Source organism: Duganella sp. Leaf61 (genome assembly GCF_001421905.1).
Lineage (GTDB): Bacteria > Pseudomonadota > Gammaproteobacteria > Burkholderiales > Burkholderiaceae_D > Rugamonas > Rugamonas zoogloeoides.
In genome coordinates this window covers 595,340-609,219 of sequence record NZ_LMLM01000028.1, presented here as the reverse complement: position 1 = coordinate 609,219, position 13,880 = coordinate 595,340, and the positions used below count along the sequence as shown (strand labels likewise).

Below are 13,880 nucleotides of genomic sequence, written 5' to 3'. Positions count from 1 at the left end.
ATGTTTTAACGTAAAATCATCTATGCATTTATACGAAAGCATAAGATGACCATCTTTCAACAACTTCAACAGCGCCGCAACGCCCAAGGAAAAACCTTGCAATATCTTGCGACTTTGACGGGCATGAGCGTGCCCCAGGTCAGCAACGTTTTAGGCGGGAAAGTCGATGCGAGGTTTGGCACCGTCGAAGCGCTGGCGAATGCCATGGAGGCCAGCGTTGTCGTGATCCCCAAGCATCTGCTACCTGAGGTGGAACGTCTGTTGTCCGGTAAAGCAATCGGCCCGGACGATGTGCCATCGTCAGTGGACCGGTTCCTTGCGAGCACTCCATGAGCCACCCTTTAAGTCCACGTTACCTGGAAGTGCTGTTACACGGACGGCACGTGGGCTGGTTGTGCGAAGCAGGAAGGGTAACGCGCTTCATCGCTACCGAGCAATACCTGGCAGATAACCGGCGCGCTACGCTCTCGCTGTCCCTGACGATCCCCGGTGCCGAGCAAATTACGCAGGCCATCATGAAGAATTATTTTGACCCGGCCGTGTACCACGAGCGTGGCGAACTACCGCCTTTCTTCGCAGGACTGTTGCCTGAGGGATCGCTGCGTCGCCGCCTGGCCGCCACGCGCAAGAGCAACCGTGACATGGATGATTTCGGCATCCTCGCCGCCGCTGGTGAAGACCTCCCGGGCGCCGTGACCGTCGTGCCCGCCGACCTTGACAAGCTGACGGCTGTGGCGCGCGCATATGGCGTCACCGGCGGCGCAGACAATCTCGAGATCGCGGTGCCCGAGCAGGCTGCCGAGGGTGCAGCATCGTTATCGGGCGTGCAGGACAAGCTGGCGCTCTCGCATGCGCGCGACGGAAAGCGCTACTGCATGCCCGTCAAAGGCAAGTTATCGGACCTGATTGCAAAACTGCCGGCAGCCGGCAACGACTCGCAAGTCATGAATGAATATGCGTGCATGCAGTTGGCTGGCATGGCCGGGGTGAACGTCGCACAATGCAGGCCCGCCCCCATGAGTACGATGACCGATCACCCTGAACTGGTTGCCGCTCTGGGTGCCGAAACGCGTTTCCTGGCGGTGGACCGGTTCGACCGCAGCCCCGGCGGCGCAATACACATGGAAGACGCGTGCCAGTTGCTGACGCTGATGCCCGGCCAAAAATATTCCGGCGCAAAACAGTTCGTCAAATTCCTGCAGGTGCTGGACCAACTCGGTGCGAACGGCATCGACGATGTGCGCCAGTTTTTTATACGGCAAACCGTCAACACGCTGCTCGGCAACTCGGATGCCCACCTGAAAAACTTCAGTGTGCTCTACCGCGATGGCGTACGACCCGCGCTGTCCCCGGCTTACGACATCGTCTGCGTGGCGGCACTGCCGGGCTTCCAGGGCTTCGCCACCAATGTCGCCATCGACAAGTTGCAACGGCAAGAGACGCTCGACACTTACGCCACTATCGCCAGGCAGGCGGGCATATCCGAGCGGATTGCGAAGGCGGCGGTGGCGCACACGGTCATGCTGGCCAGGGACCTTTGGCCGAGTGCAATGTTGAAGATGGACATGCCGGATGCAGTGCGTGCCGCGATCGAGATCAGGCTCAGAACGTTGCCACTCGCTGGCGGGACCGGGGCCTGACCAATGCCTGCCTGCGGGGGTTTACGAAGGCGGTGAGCGGAAGGTACGCGCTGGAGAAAATCCGACGTTGACAAGGCAGACGGGATTAAAGTGCTTATCGATCGTGAATGAGAAACTCATTTGACCTTCTTCGTTCAGATACACGTAGCCCACGGTCGGATTGCTGGAATGAGGTGACGGCGCATTGCCGCGCGAAACCATGTCGGGATAACGATACTTGACCTGCGCAAACGAAACGCAATGTCCCGATAAATCGGCGTACACCACCGGGGCGCCGGTGCCGTCATTTTTTGTCATGAATCCGAACTTTCTGATCTTCGATCCATGCTCGAAAATGTTCCCCGCGCCTTCGTGGTATGTCCAATACCCATTGCCTTTCACCTCGGCAATTTGGGCGTCGAAGAGCGCCTCGACAGCCGCCCGTTCCATCGCTACCTGGCGCATGCCATGGATGACGTCCAGGATACTTTCATTCTCCGTCACCTCTGCGGCCGACAGCGGGCCGGCAACGGTCAACATCAGGATCATGGCGTAGCCTTGAAGCCCAGAGAATTTCAACCTCATACCCTGCCCCGTATTCAATATTTTCTGATAACGTGGGAAGCTTGCGCCACCATGGACGCAGTCAAGCATACAGGGAATTAATTGATGAAGCACGCGCAGCAGATGTCCCGACCGCAAATAATCGGCCTGGCGATCGTCTTCCTCTGGTTTTTCATCGGCGGCATCGCGCACTTTGTCGCCACCGGCCTGGAAGCGACCATCGTGCCGCCATACATTCCATGGCCGGTGGCGGCAGTGCTGGTGAGCGGCGTGTTCGAATTGCTCGGTGCGGCGGGCATCCTGGTACCGTCGCTGCGCAGGGCCGCCGGCGTCGGCCTGTTCCTGCTGACCCTGGCGGTAACGCCCGCCCACATCTATATGCTGCAACAGCCCGAGTTGTTCAACGTGCCGCTATGGGCGCTGTGGCTGCGGTTGCCGGTCCAGGTGGCGTTGCTGGCGTTAATCGTGTGGAGTACGTGGGAGCCGCGCGGCAACCCAATAGTGGAGGCCCATTGAAAACGTACCATGGCAGCTGCCATTGCGGCGCGGTGCGGTTCGAGGCGGATATCGACCTGGGCGCAGGCACCATCAAGTGCAACTGCTCGATCTGTTGGAAGATGCGGTTCTGGCCAGCGATCGTGCAGCCGGCGGCGTTTCGATTGCTCTCCGGTGAAGCAGAGCTGAGCAAATACCAGTTTTTGAGCAAAACCGATCAACACCTGTTTTGCAAGCAATGCGGTGTGCATGCCTTTGGCGTCGGCCGCTCGCCGCGCTGGGGCGAATTTTACGCGGTCAACCTGTCATGCCTCGACGATATCACAGCCGAAGAACTTGCGAACGCGCCGATCACCTACCTGGACGGCAAGAACGACAACTGGGAAACGCCACCGGCGCAGGTACGCCACCTTTAACCGACAGGCGTCGGTCAAAGGTGGCCCTGCCCTATTCCGTCATCACCACATGATCACGCGCTGCTCCGGCGGCAGGTACATCGGATCGCCCGGCTTGATGTCGAACGCTTCGTAGAAGCCCGGCTGGTTCATGACCGTGCCCTTGGCGCGGAATTCGCCTGGCGAGTGCGGGTCGCTCTTGATCTGGGCGATCGCCGCTTCGGGACGCAGCTTGGCGCGCCATTTCTGGGCGAAGCCGATGTACAGGCGCTGCTCGCCGGTCAGGCCGTCGAGTACCGGCGACGGCTTGCCGCCCAGCGAACGCTGGTACGCCTTGTAGGTGAGCGACAGGCCGGAGTTGTCGCCGATGTTTTCACCCAGCGTCAGTTCGCCGTTGATGTGATAGCCCGGCACCGGGCTGTAGGCGCCGTACTGCTTGACCAGGCCGGCGGCGCGGGCCTTGAAGGCGGTGCGGTCTGCCACCGTCCACCAGTTGCGCAGGCGGCCCTTGGCATCGTACTGGCTGCCGGAGTCGTCGAAGGCGTGGCTGATCTCGTGGCCGAAAGTGATGCCCAGCAGGCCGTAGTTCACGGCATCTTCCGCCTTCACATTGAAGAACGGCGGTTGCAGGATGGCGGCCGGAATGGTGATCGAGTTGAGCGCCGGGCTGTAGCTGGCGTTGACGGTTTGCGGCGTCATCGACCATTCGTCGCGGTCCACCGGCTTACCGAGCTTGTCGAGGTTGTACTGGCGGCTCCAGGCCCGCGCGGCGCGCACGTTGGCGACCAGGTCCTTCGGCTGCGTTTTCATGGCGCTGTAGTCGCGCCATTGGTCCGGGTAGGCGATCTTCGGGGTCAAGGCCGCCAGCTTGAGCTGCGCTTCCTTCTTGGTCTCGGCACTCATCCAGTCCAGGTGTTCGATACCATCCTTGAACGACGCGACGAAATTGTCGAACATGGCCATCACGCGCGGACGGGTCTCCGGCGGCAGGTACATCGCCACGTATTTCTTGCCCACCGCGTCGCCCAGTGCGCCGTCGGTGAATTTGAGCGCCAGTTGCCACAGCGGTTCGCTTTGCGGCACGCCGCGCAGGGTCGTGCCCTCGAAAGCGAAGCGCTCCTTCACTGCCGCGCTGTCCAGATACGACGCGTAGCTTTCGATGATGCGCCAGTTCAGGTAGCTCTTCCAGGCGTCGAGCGGCACGGCAGCCAGGGTCTCGGAATAGCCTTTCAGGAAACTCGGCTGGCGCACCACGGCCGAAGTCTCCTTGCCTGCGTAGCCGGCGGCGGCAAAGTAGGCTTTCCAGTCGAAGCCCGGCGCCAGCGCGGCGAACTGGTCGAAGTCCACGCGGTTGTACGATTTGACCGGATCGCGCATCTGCACGCGGGTCCATTGCACGGCGGCCAGGCGGGTCTCGATGTCGAGCACCTGGGCGGCATGGGCGGCGGCCTGCTTGTCGCCGCTCATGGCCAGCATGGTTTCGATATGCTTGAGGTACTTGTCGCGCACGCCCTTGAGCTTGGCGTCGTCGTCCTTCAGGTAATAATCGCGGTCGGGCAGGCCCAGGCCGGACTGGCTGATATTGATGGTGTAGCGCTCGGGATTTTGCGCATCGGGCGCCACGCCGGCCGAAAATGGCGTCTGGATGCCGCTGCGTTGCAGCGCTGCGAACAAGGCCGGTAAATCCTGCTTGTCCTTGAGGGCCGCCACGCTGGCCAGTTCGGCCTTGAGCGGCTTGAAACCGGCCGCGTCGCGCGCTTTTTCGTTCATGTAGCTGGTGTACAGGTCGGCGATTTTATGGGTGTCGCTGCCGGCCTTGCCGGGGTGCTTGACGGCGTCATCCATCAGCGCGCGCAACTGGCGCTGGGCGATTTCGCGCAGTTCGATATACGTGCCCCAGGTCGATTTGTCGGCCGGGATCTCGGTATTGCGGGCCCATACGCCATTGACGTAGCCATAGAAATCGACCTTGGGACTGACGGCCGGGTCGAGGGTGTTCAGGTCGATGCCGGAGACCGGCGCAGCCGTTTCGGCGTGCAACGATGGGGAAGACAAGGCAAGCAAGGCGCAGCAGGCGGCGCTGATCAGCGTACGGTACACGAGATTCCTTCTAGGTATGATCGGAGGCACGCCAGTATTGGTAACACCGGCGGTGTGACAAAAGATTATACCTTTCGGGCAATATCTAAAACAGCGCCGATATGTATCAGTCCATATACAAACGCGTCGAGAACTAAGCGCCAGCCACGGCCGCCGTTATCGTGGCCACGTCGATTTTCTGCATCGTCATCATGGCCTGGAAGGCGCGCTGCGCGACTGTCCCCCCCTGCGCCGCACTTCACAGGAGACTCAGTCTTTCGTGGCCGCCGCCATGAACGCCAGCACCACGCACGGCACCAGCAAGCCGGCAAAGCCGAACCCGATGTACGCATAGGCGCCCAGGATACAGCCGGCCGCAAACGACACCACCGGCCACACCAGCACCTTGCAGCGGCCGATCGCCTGCGGATCGCCGCGCAGCGAGTCGGTCAGCTCGATCACCAGCTGGGTGACGTTACCGGTCATCACAGTGGTGGCGGCCGACTTGCCCAGCAGCAGCTTGCCGTAGGCATTTTGCGTGGCCATGGCGCCGGCGCAGATCATGCCGGTGAGCAGGCTCAACGGTTGATGGGCATTGGCCATCGGCGAGGCGATGTACGCGCAGACAATGGTGGCCAGCAGCAGGAACAGTTGCAGCAGATAGCTGTTGCGCAGCGCCGGGCTGTTGCTGCGCTCCCAGTGCAGGATCAGCATGCGCGATATGGCCACGAACAGGATGAACACCGGGAACACCAGCAGTTTCGGAATCAGCTCGTGCGCCGGCTCCACCAGCGCCCGGCCGATCAGCACGAAGTTGCCCGTGACGTGGGCCGTGAACAGGCCGAACAGCGCAATAAAGCCCAGCGTATCGACATACCCGCCCAAAAACGCCAGCGAGATGCCTTGCTTGATATTTCCTCGTTCCATACTATTCCTTGTTTACATCTTGTAGATCGAGCCACGCCACCAGCAGGAACGCGCCTGCCAGGCCGAGATGCTCGAAGAAGCCGTTGGCGGCTGAAAAACGTTCCGGGCCCGACATTTCCCAGAACCGGTTGGCCATCAGCGTGGCCATGACGGTAAACACCGCCAGGTAGCCCGCGCCCAGCCAGCGATAAAATCCGGCCAGTATCATCAGCGACGCGCCGAGCTCGCCGATGATCACCAGCGCCGCCATCGGCGCCGCCGGCGCCACGCCAAAGTGCTGCATTTCGGCGATGGCCGAGTTGAAGTCGGTGAGCTTGTTGAAGCCGCCCTGCAGATACGCCGAGCACAGCAGCAACAGGCAGACCCAGCGCACCCACGGGGCGCGCAGGAACGCCGGCACCATCACACCGCCCAGCAGGCGCAGCCCAGCGCGCCCCAGAAACTCTTGAGGTCGGTGGTAGGCAGCTTGCTGGCCCACGCCGACGCGTGCTGGTGGCCGTGGACATTGCACTCGTTGGCGCAGCCGCACGATGCCGCCTGGGCGCGCAATTGCGCTTGCTGCTGCTTGCGTTTTTCCAGCTCTTTCAACGCAGCGCGGTTATTGCCGATCTGCTCGCCCCAACCGGCGTAACCACCGAAACGGCGTACCGGCGACCAGTCGGGCATGGCCGGTGGCGGTGGCGTGTCGAGGGCGGCAAAGCGGCCGGCCGCATAGACGATCTTGCCGCCGACCACGGTCAGCTCGGACGTCATGTCGGTAATCTCGCTCTCGGCGCAGGCATAGAAATCCTTGTCCGGCACGATCAGGTCGGCCAGCTGGCCCGCCTCGATGCGGCCCTTCTTGCCTTCTTCGTTCGAGAACCAGGTGGTGTTCTCGGTCCACATGCGCAGTGCCGTTTCGCGGTCCAGGCAATTGGCGCGCGGGTACAGCTGCATGCCGCTCACGGTCTTGCCGGTGATGAGCCACGACAGCGACACCCACGGGTTGTACGACGCGACGCGGGTGGCATCGGTACCGGCCGACGTCTTGACGCCGGCTTCGAGGATTTTCTTGACCGGCGGCGTGGCTTCTGCCGCGCCGTGGCCGTAACGCTCGACAAAATATTCGCCCTGGTAGGCCATGCGGTGCTGCACGGCCACGCCGCCGCCCAGCGCGGCGATACGGTCGATCGAACGGTCGGAGATGGTCTCTGCGTGATCGAAGAACCAGTTCAGGCCCGTCAAGGGAATGTCCTGGTTCACGCGCTCGAACACATCCAGCGCGCGGCTGATGGTTTCGTCGTACGTGGCGTGCATGCGCCATGGCCAGCGGTTTTGCGCCAGGATGCGGACCACGCCTTCCAGGTCGTCTTCCATATTGTCCGGCATGTCGGGACGCGGCTCGCGGAAGTCCTCGAAGTCGGCCGCCGAGAAGGTCAGCATTTCGCCGGCGCCGTTATGACGGAAGTAATCGTCGCCCTGCTGGTACGTCACGCTCTGGGTCCAGTTGAGGAAGTCTTCCTTTTCCTTTTGCGGCTTTTGGGTGAACAGGTTGTAGGCGAGACGAATGGTCAGCTGCTTGGCGTCCGACAGCTGCTGGATCACCTGGTAGTCGTCCGGGTAGTTCTGGAAACCGCCGCCGGCATCGAGCACGCCGGTGATGCCGAGGCGATTGAGTTCGCGCATGAAGTGGCGGGTGGAGTTGACCTGGTATTCGAGCGGCAGCTTGGGGCCCTTGGCCAGCGTGGAATACAGGATCGCCGCATTCGGCTTGGCCAGCAGCAGGCCGGTCGGGTTACCGGAGCCGTCGCGCAGGATCTGGCCGCCCGGTGGTTCCGGGGTGTCCTTGGTGTAGCCTACGGCGCGCAGCGCGGCGCCGTTGAGCAGCGCGCGGTCGTACAGGTGCAGGATGAACACGGGCGTATCAGGCGCCACGGCGTTCAGTTCTTCGATGGTGGGCAGGCGCTTCTCGATGAACTGGTGTTCGGTGAAACCGCCCACCACGCGCACCCATTGCGGCGCGGGGGTGATGTCCACCTGCGCCTTGAGCATGCCCATGGCGTCGGCCAGGCTGCGCACGCCGTCCCAGCGCAGTTCAAGATTGAAGTTCAAGCCGCCGCGAATGATGTGGCAGTGGTTGTCGATCAGGCCTGGCAGCACGCGCTTGCCATGCAGGTCGATCACCTGGGTATTGGGACCGGCCAGCGCCATGATCTCGTTGGCGCGACCCACGTGGGTAAAGCGGCCGTCCTTGATGGCCACCGCTTCGGCGTGCGGGTTGCTGCGGTCGAGGGTGGTGAACAGGCCGCGATGCAGGATCAGGTCAGGCACAGCGTTGGTAGTAGGGTGGGACATCATGCGCTCCTTTTGGTGTCGTCAGATTTTTGGGCGGCTGGCAGTTCGCCGAAGCAGTGTGGCTTGACGTGGTCTTCCACCCACGAGACCTTGGTCGCTTCGGGCTTGAGCCAGGTGCGTACCAGCGGCGGAATCTGTTCGCCGATCAGGATACCGGCCAGGCCGAGCAAGGCGATCACCGGCGGCGCCGGCGAACGTACATTCAACAGCGCGTAGATGACACCGACCAGCAGGCCGGTGGCAATCGATATGACATACATTCTCATGGCGGGCCACTCCTTAAAAGTCAAAACTGTACTATCCGAAGGCCAGCATCACACCTGTCTTTGTGCAGGGGACAGCGCTTCACGGCAAGAGGCACAGTGTAGGGGCGCGGCCCGGCCTTGCCATCACTGGTATTGACCCTTTACTACTACCTCTTTCGGGTGATCGGCGCCCCTCCCACTTTCGTATCACCCTATCTAGGGAGGGAGATCCCCCCGGATCGGGTCGTGGCAATTTGCACAATCAAAGGTACGCTGTCGTCACGCTGGCGAACCACCGCCGGCACGGCAACCAGGAGAAACGACATGCGACTCGATAGCAAAAGCTGGCCCCAGGCGGGCACGACAGGTAGCTCGGGCCAGAACGGATACAACGGCGCCGCGCAACACGGAGAAAAAGTCACGGTACTGGTGGCCCATGCGGACGCCATCGTCAGCGCCGGCCTGGCCGCGCTGCTCGGCGCCAACGTCGATGTGGACGTGCGCGTGGCGTCAGATGGCGCCGACCTGCATGGCGCCGACGTCGTCATCCTCGACCACAAGGCTGGCATGGAGCACATGCGCCACGCCGTCAGCAGCCACCACGGCGACACCCAGCCACGGGTACTGATCGTCACCCAGCTTGACCGCGAATGGGAAGTGCGCACGGCGATGATGGCCGGCGTGCACGGCTACCTGCTGCAAAACAGCCCGGCCGACCAGCTGCTCACCGCCGTGCGCACGCTGGGACGCGGCATGCGCTACCTGAGCGCGGACCTGAGCCGCTGCGTGGCCGACAGCTTCACCCGCATTGGTCTCACCAGCCGCGAGACCGACGTACTGCAACTGCTGGCACAAGGCCAGTGCAACAAGTCGATCGCGCGCGAACTGGGCATCGGCGTGGGCACGGTCAAAACCCATGTCAAAGGCCTGTTCGACAAGCTGGGCGCCACCGCGCGCACGCATGCCGTGGTGCTGGCCACCAGGCGCGGCCTGGTGGGCGACTACTCGAACACTGCCGCTGCCGCCCGCGAAGCCAGCCAACATTGATACCATTGATACGATAGCAAGCGTTGTCGTTATGGGTACATCCCTGTAGAATCGCGCCCATGCAAGCCCTCGCCGCCAGCTTCAACACGTCTCACCGCAACTCGCGCTACCAGCGCCTGGTGATGGTGTTCGTGCTGCTGTTCCTGGCGCTGCAGCTGCTGGGTTCCAATGCGCACGCGCACGCGTACGCCGAAAACCACACCGATTGCGCCGCCTGCCAGGTGGCCGACATGCCGCTGGGCGACCTGCCGCCGCCGGCCACGGTGGCGCCGGTGGCCGCCCTGGTGGCGTTTGTGCCGCCCGCGCCAGCGCATCATGCACCGCACATCCGTACCAGCTATCTCACCCCGCCTTCGCAAGCGCCGCCCGGCGTTGCTGTTTTCTCCCTCTGATCGTTTTTAGTTTCAGCGCTTGCCGCTGAACCGACGCTAATTTGACGCTTAATTGACGCTTTGCGTGACGATTTCGCACGTCCGTGCGCCGTCACGCCCGACATCCAAGGATAGAACATGCAACACGCCCCTCAACTGCGCGCCCTGCCACTGCTGCTGGCCGCCGCTTTCTACACCACCCACTCCCACGCCGAAGATGCGGCAGATGCCGGCGCCGACAAGCCGATGCAGCAAGTGGAAGTGACCGCCGCCCACCTGAAAAGCGCCCGCATCGACCTGTCGCCCAACGTGGGCACCACCATCTACACGATCGACCGCCACATGATCGACCAGCTGGGCCAGGGCGACAACACGCCATTCAACGAAGTGCTGCTGCGCCTGCCCGGCGTGAGCCAGGATTCCAAGGCGTCCGGCTCGATCCACGTGCGCGACGACCACGCCAACGTGCAGTACCGCGTCAATGGCGTGCAGCTGCCGGAGAGTATCAGCGGCTTCGGCCAGTCGATCGACACCCGCTTCGTGCAGCAGACCGACTTCATCACCGGTGCGCTGCCGGCGCAATTCGGCCTGCGCACGGCCGGCATCGTCGATATCCAGACCAAGGAAGGCACGACCAAGCCGGGTGGCCGCATCGGCGTACTGGCCGGCACCAACAACCACTATGAACCGAGCGCCGAATTCTTCGGCACCCAGGGCGCCTTCAACTATTACTTGTCGGGCAGCTACCTGAAAAGCGACATGGGCATCGAAAACCCGCTGCCCACGCGCGACGCCCTGCACAACCAGACCAAACAGGCCAAGTCGTTCGGCGCACTGTCGTACTTCCTCGACGACCAGACCCGCCTGGGTCTGATGTTCGGCACCTATAACGGCCGCTTCCAGATCCCGAACAACCCGGACCAGGCGCCGGCGTTTTCGCTCACCGGCCAGAGCGACGCCGGCGCCGGCACCACCAGCGCGCCGTCGTCGCAGCTGGACCAGAAGCAGCGCGAAGTGAACCGCTTCGTGGTGCTGTCGCTGCAAAAAAGCCTGGGCGACCTCAATTACCAGGTGTCGGCTTTCCACCAGTACTCGGAACTGCACTACACGCCGGACGCGCTGGGCGACCTGATTTACAACGGCGTCGGTTCCAACACCCTGCGCTCCAACTCGGCCAGCGGGGCGCAGTTCGATTCGAGCTACAAGCTCAATCCCGAGCACACGCTGCGCGCCGGCCTGTCGTATGCGCGCCAGAACACCCGCAGCGACAATTCGGTGGCGGTGTTCGACACCAACAGCGACGGCACCCAGGCATCCAACGATCCAAGCACCATCATCGACAATAGCCGCCAGACCGGCAAGCTCTCGAGCGTGTACCTGCAGGACGAATGGCATATCGCCGCGCCGCTCACGCTGAACTACGGCATCCGCTACGACAAGGTGCAGGCCTTCATCAACGAACAGCAATGGAACCCGCGCGTCAATCTCGCCTGGCAGGTGGGCAAGGACACCGCGCTGCACGCCGGCTACTCGCGCTACTTCACGCCGCCGCCGCAGGAACTGGCCGCGCAGGAAAGCATCAACAAGTACGCCGGCACCACCAACGCGCCGGAAGTAGGTGTGTCGGACAATGTGCGCGCCGAGCGCACCAACTACTTCGACGTGGGCGTGAGTCACAAGGTGAACGCCGCGCTGACCGTGACCGCCGACGCCTACTACAAGAAGATCCACAACATGCTCGACGAAGGCCAGTTCGGCCAGGCGCTGATCCTCTCGCCGTTCAACTATGAGCGCGGTTTTGCCAAGGGCCTGGAACTGTCGGCGATCTACAGCCAGGCCCACTGGGGCGGCTTCCTCAACCTGACCACGCAGCAGGCCAAGGCGCAGAACATCGTCTCGGGCCAGTCACTGTTCGGCGCGGACGAACTGGCGTACATCAGCAACCACTACATCCACGTCGATCACGACCAGACCTACACGGTATCGGGCGGCGCCCATTACCACTGGGGCGATTCGCAGATCAGCAGCGACTTCCTGTACGGCAGCGGCCTGCGCACCACGCCTGACGGCGCCGCGCCCAACTCGGGCCACCTGCCGTCGTACACCACGGTCAACCTGGCGCTCACCCACCACTGGAAGCAGACCGGCGCCGGCGACATCGAGGGCCGCCTCGCGGTGATCAACCTGTTCGACAAATCTTACCTGTTGCGCGACGGTTCCGGCGTGGGCGTGGGTGCGCCGCAGTACGGCACGCGGCGTTCGCTGTATGCAGGGCTGTCGACGAGCTTTTAACCGGCTGGTGCCGTCCGATGGTACTTCGCGTACCGTCTGCGGCGACCCGGGGCGCATGTTTTTTCCCGCTCGATACGCGCCACTATAATGGCGCGATCATCAAGGAGACTTCATGCGCCGCATACAATCGATCATCATCCTCATCGCCGCCATTGCCCTCGCCGGCTGCGCCTCCTGGCATAATCCGCGGGGCGTCACCCAATCGGCCAGTCTGGTCGATTACCTGTACCCGGATGCGAAGCAGCCGCCGGCGATGGCGCCGACCGTCGTCAAACTGCGCCCGCCGGTCAGGGTGGGCATTGCCTTCGCTCCCGGTAAAACCGGCACCGACAACCTGTCCGAAGCGCAGCGCCTGCGCCTGCTGGAGCGGGTCAAGGCGTCGTTCTCGCAGCACGAATACATCGGCAAGATCGAAGTCATCCCGTCGCAGTACATGCGCGCCAGGGGCGGCTTCGCCAACCTGGAGCAAGTGGCCCGCATGTTCGATGTGGAAGTGGTGGCCCTGCTCTCTTACGACCAGGTGCAGTTCAACGACGCCAACGCGCTGTCGGTGCTGTACTGGACCATCATCGGCGCGTACGTGATCAATGGCGAAAAGTACGATGTGCAGACCATGGTCGATGCGGCCGTCTTCGACGTGCAAAGCCGCAAGCTGCTGTTCCGCGCACCGGGCACCAGCCAGGTCAAGGGCAGCGCCCCGCTGGCCGGCTTCGGCGACAAGGCCCGCGCCGCGCGCGTGGACGGCTACGACAAGGCGGTGGACCAGCTGATCCCGCAGTTGCAGGCGCAGCTCGACGGCTTCCGTGAAAGCGTCAAGAACGACGCCAGCTACCAGGTCGAGAACAAGTCCGGCTACAAGAGCGCCGGCGCGCTGGGCTGGGTCAGCCTGGCGCTGATCGCGCTGCTGGCCGGCATGGCGTACGCGGTTCGCCGCCGTGCCTGACGTGGCAGATATGGCGGCCTTGCTGGAGTTCGACCGCCACGCCATCCTGGCCGGCCAGTTATGGCGCCTGTGGACCGGGCACCTGGTGCACTACTCGGTGCAGCACGCGCTGATCGACCTCGCCACCGCGCTGGTGGCTGGCCTGATTGCCACGCAGTCGTTCGGTGCGCGCCGGGTATTGTGCGCGCTGGCGCCGGGTGCGCCCTTTATCTCCATCGGCCTGCTGCTCATCGCGCCCGATTGCGCGTACTATCGCGGCGCTTCCGGCCTGGCCGTGCTGTTGGCCGTGATGGCCGGCGCCGGCCTGTGGCAACAAGCGCGCGGTAACCATGTTGCGATGGTCCGCGCTGCATTGGCCCTGCTGGCGGTGGCATTGGCCGCCAAGATCGCCGCCGAGGCGCGCGGCTTCTCGCTGGGCGGGTCGGACCTGCCGCCGGACGTGATGGTGGGCTGGCAGGCGCACCTGTTGGGCACCATGGCCGGCGTGGCGGTCGCGCTGCCGCGCGTGCGTGACCGTTGTGTTCGCAGGATGATGTAGGCATAATCGAGTCGATTTGTGAATGAAAGTC

15 protein-coding genes are annotated in these 13,880 nt (G+C 63.0%); 9 read left to right on the top strand and 6 right to left on the bottom strand.

Annotation, left to right across the window (positions count from 1 at the left end):
* Window positions 1-45 precede the first annotated feature (45 nt).
* Both ASF04_RS17865 and ASF04_RS17860 read left to right on the top strand, forming a co-directional pair.
* Window positions 46-333: a helix-turn-helix transcriptional regulator gene (locus ASF04_RS17865; RefSeq protein WP_056144481.1), complete on the top strand. Its 288-nt coding sequence runs from the start codon at window positions 46-48 to the stop codon at window positions 331-333.
* Window positions 330-1,640, top strand: coding sequence for a type II toxin-antitoxin system HipA family toxin (locus tag ASF04_RS17860; protein WP_056144478.1), 1,311 nt, complete (start codon window positions 330-332; stop codon window positions 1,638-1,640). The genes ASF04_RS17865 and ASF04_RS17860 overlap by 4 nt, the downstream gene beginning before the upstream one ends.
* Before the next feature lie 21 nt (window positions 1,641-1,661).
* On the opposite strand, the gene ASF04_RS17855 is transcribed toward ASF04_RS17860, so the two are convergent.
* Window positions 1,662-2,168: a hypothetical protein gene (locus ASF04_RS17855; RefSeq protein WP_156368684.1), complete on the bottom strand. Its 507-nt coding sequence runs from the start codon at window positions 2,166-2,168 to the stop codon at window positions 1,662-1,664.
* A 120-nt stretch (window positions 2,169-2,288) separates the two neighbouring features.
* On the opposite strand from ASF04_RS17855, the gene ASF04_RS17850 reads away from it, so the two are divergent.
* Together ASF04_RS17850 and ASF04_RS17845 are read left to right on the top strand one after the other, a co-directional pair.
* Window positions 2,289-2,699, top strand: a complete 411-nt coding sequence (locus ASF04_RS17850; RefSeq protein ID WP_082488831.1) for a hypothetical protein — start codon at window positions 2,289-2,291, stop codon at window positions 2,697-2,699.
* The gene (locus tag ASF04_RS17845) at window positions 2,696-3,094 is read left to right on the top strand and encodes a GFA family protein (protein ID WP_056144472.1); all 399 of its coding nucleotides are present in this window, start codon (window positions 2,696-2,698) and stop codon (window positions 3,092-3,094) included. Before ASF04_RS17850 ends, ASF04_RS17845 begins: the two co-directional genes overlap by 4 nt.
* A gap of 42 nt (window positions 3,095-3,136) precedes the next feature.
* On the opposite strand, the gene ASF04_RS17840 is transcribed toward ASF04_RS17845, so the two are convergent.
* The 5 genes from ASF04_RS17840 to ASF04_RS17820 all read right to left on the bottom strand — a co-directional run bounded on the left by ASF04_RS17840 (window position 3,137) and on the right by ASF04_RS17820 (window position 8,679).
* Window positions 3,137-5,173: a M13 family metallopeptidase gene (locus tag ASF04_RS17840; RefSeq protein WP_056144469.1), complete on the bottom strand. Its 2,037-nt coding sequence runs from the start codon at window positions 5,171-5,173 to the stop codon at window positions 3,137-3,139.
* A gap of 249 nt (window positions 5,174-5,422) precedes the next feature.
* A complete protein-coding gene (locus tag ASF04_RS17835; RefSeq protein WP_056144467.1) occupies window positions 5,423-6,079 on the bottom strand; it encodes a YoaK family protein in 657 nt (218 codons plus the stop codon).
* Between the two features lies 1 nt (window position 6,080).
* Window positions 6,081-6,482 (bottom strand): DoxX family protein, encoded by a 402-nt coding sequence (locus ASF04_RS17830; protein WP_019922381.1) that lies wholly within the window; start codon window positions 6,480-6,482, stop codon window positions 6,081-6,083.
* Window positions 6,482-8,413, bottom strand: a complete 1,932-nt coding sequence (locus ASF04_RS17825) for an amidohydrolase (RefSeq protein ID WP_056144464.1) — start codon at window positions 8,411-8,413, stop codon at window positions 6,482-6,484. Before ASF04_RS17825 ends, ASF04_RS17830 begins: the two co-directional genes overlap by 1 nt.
* The gene (locus ASF04_RS17820; protein ID WP_026637382.1) at window positions 8,413-8,679 is read right to left on the bottom strand and encodes a XapX domain-containing protein; all 267 of its coding nucleotides are present in this window, start codon (window positions 8,677-8,679) and stop codon (window positions 8,413-8,415) included. Before ASF04_RS17820 ends, ASF04_RS17825 begins: the two co-directional genes overlap by 1 nt.
* Before the next feature lie 303 nt (window positions 8,680-8,982).
* Between ASF04_RS17820 and ASF04_RS17815 the strand changes: the two genes are divergently transcribed.
* The 5 genes from ASF04_RS17815 to rrtA all read left to right on the top strand — a co-directional run bounded on the left by ASF04_RS17815 (window position 8,983) and on the right by rrtA (window position 13,849).
* A complete protein-coding gene (locus ASF04_RS17815; protein ID WP_056144462.1) occupies window positions 8,983-9,705 on the top strand; it encodes a response regulator transcription factor in 723 nt (240 codons plus the stop codon).
* A gap of 59 nt (window positions 9,706-9,764) precedes the next feature.
* Window positions 9,765-10,097: a hypothetical protein gene (locus tag ASF04_RS17810; protein WP_082488830.1), complete on the top strand. Its 333-nt coding sequence runs from the start codon at window positions 9,765-9,767 to the stop codon at window positions 10,095-10,097.
* Between the two features lie 117 nt (window positions 10,098-10,214).
* Window positions 10,215-12,368, top strand: a complete 2,154-nt coding sequence (locus ASF04_RS17805; protein WP_056144459.1) for a TonB-dependent receptor — start codon at window positions 10,215-10,217, stop codon at window positions 12,366-12,368.
* A gap of 112 nt (window positions 12,369-12,480) precedes the next feature.
* Window positions 12,481-13,311, top strand: coding sequence for a rhombotarget lipoprotein (rhlP, locus tag ASF04_RS17800; RefSeq protein WP_056144456.1), 831 nt, complete (start codon window positions 12,481-12,483; stop codon window positions 13,309-13,311).
* Window positions 13,304-13,849 carry a rhombosortase gene (gene rrtA / locus ASF04_RS17795; protein WP_229205096.1) on the top strand — a complete coding sequence of 182 codons (546 nt, stop codon included), beginning with the start codon at window positions 13,304-13,306 and terminating at the stop codon, window positions 13,847-13,849. The genes rhlP and rrtA overlap by 8 nt, the downstream gene beginning before the upstream one ends.
* The last annotated feature ends 31 nt before the right edge of the window (window positions 13,850-13,880 follow it).

Excerpts from the sequence above, each read along its gene's own strand:
- ASF04_RS17865 (WP_056144481.1), top strand. The coding sequence starts at position 46 with ATGACCATCTTTCAACAACTTCAACAGCGCCGCAACGCCCAAGGAAAA.
- ASF04_RS17860 (WP_056144478.1), top strand. The coding sequence starts at position 330 with ATGAGCCACCCTTTAAGTCCACGTTACCTGGAAGTGCTGTTACACGGA.
- ASF04_RS17855 (WP_156368684.1), bottom strand. The coding sequence starts at position 2,168 with ATGATCCTGATGTTGACCGTTGCCGGCCCGCTGTCGGCCGCAGAGGTG.
- ASF04_RS17850 (WP_082488831.1), top strand. The coding sequence starts at position 2,289 with ATGAAGCACGCGCAGCAGATGTCCCGACCGCAAATAATCGGCCTGGCG.
- ASF04_RS17835 (WP_056144467.1), bottom strand. The coding sequence starts at position 6,079 with ATGGAACGAGGAAATATCAAGCAAGGCATCTCGCTGGCGTTTTTGGGC.
- ASF04_RS17830 (WP_019922381.1), bottom strand. The coding sequence starts at position 6,482 with ATGGTGCCGGCGTTCCTGCGCGCCCCGTGGGTGCGCTGGGTCTGCCTG.
- ASF04_RS17825 (WP_056144464.1), bottom strand. The coding sequence starts at position 8,413 with ATGTCCCACCCTACTACCAACGCTGTGCCTGACCTGATCCTGCATCGC.
- ASF04_RS17820 (WP_026637382.1), bottom strand. The coding sequence starts at position 8,679 with ATGAGAATGTATGTCATATCGATTGCCACCGGCCTGCTGGTCGGTGTC.
- ASF04_RS17815 (WP_056144462.1), top strand. The coding sequence starts at position 8,983 with ATGCGACTCGATAGCAAAAGCTGGCCCCAGGCGGGCACGACAGGTAGC.
- ASF04_RS17810 (WP_082488830.1), top strand. The coding sequence starts at position 9,765 with ATGCAAGCCCTCGCCGCCAGCTTCAACACGTCTCACCGCAACTCGCGC.
- ASF04_RS17805 (WP_056144459.1), top strand. The coding sequence starts at position 10,215 with ATGCAACACGCCCCTCAACTGCGCGCCCTGCCACTGCTGCTGGCCGCC.
- rhlP (WP_056144456.1), top strand. The coding sequence starts at position 12,481 with ATGCGCCGCATACAATCGATCATCATCCTCATCGCCGCCATTGCCCTC.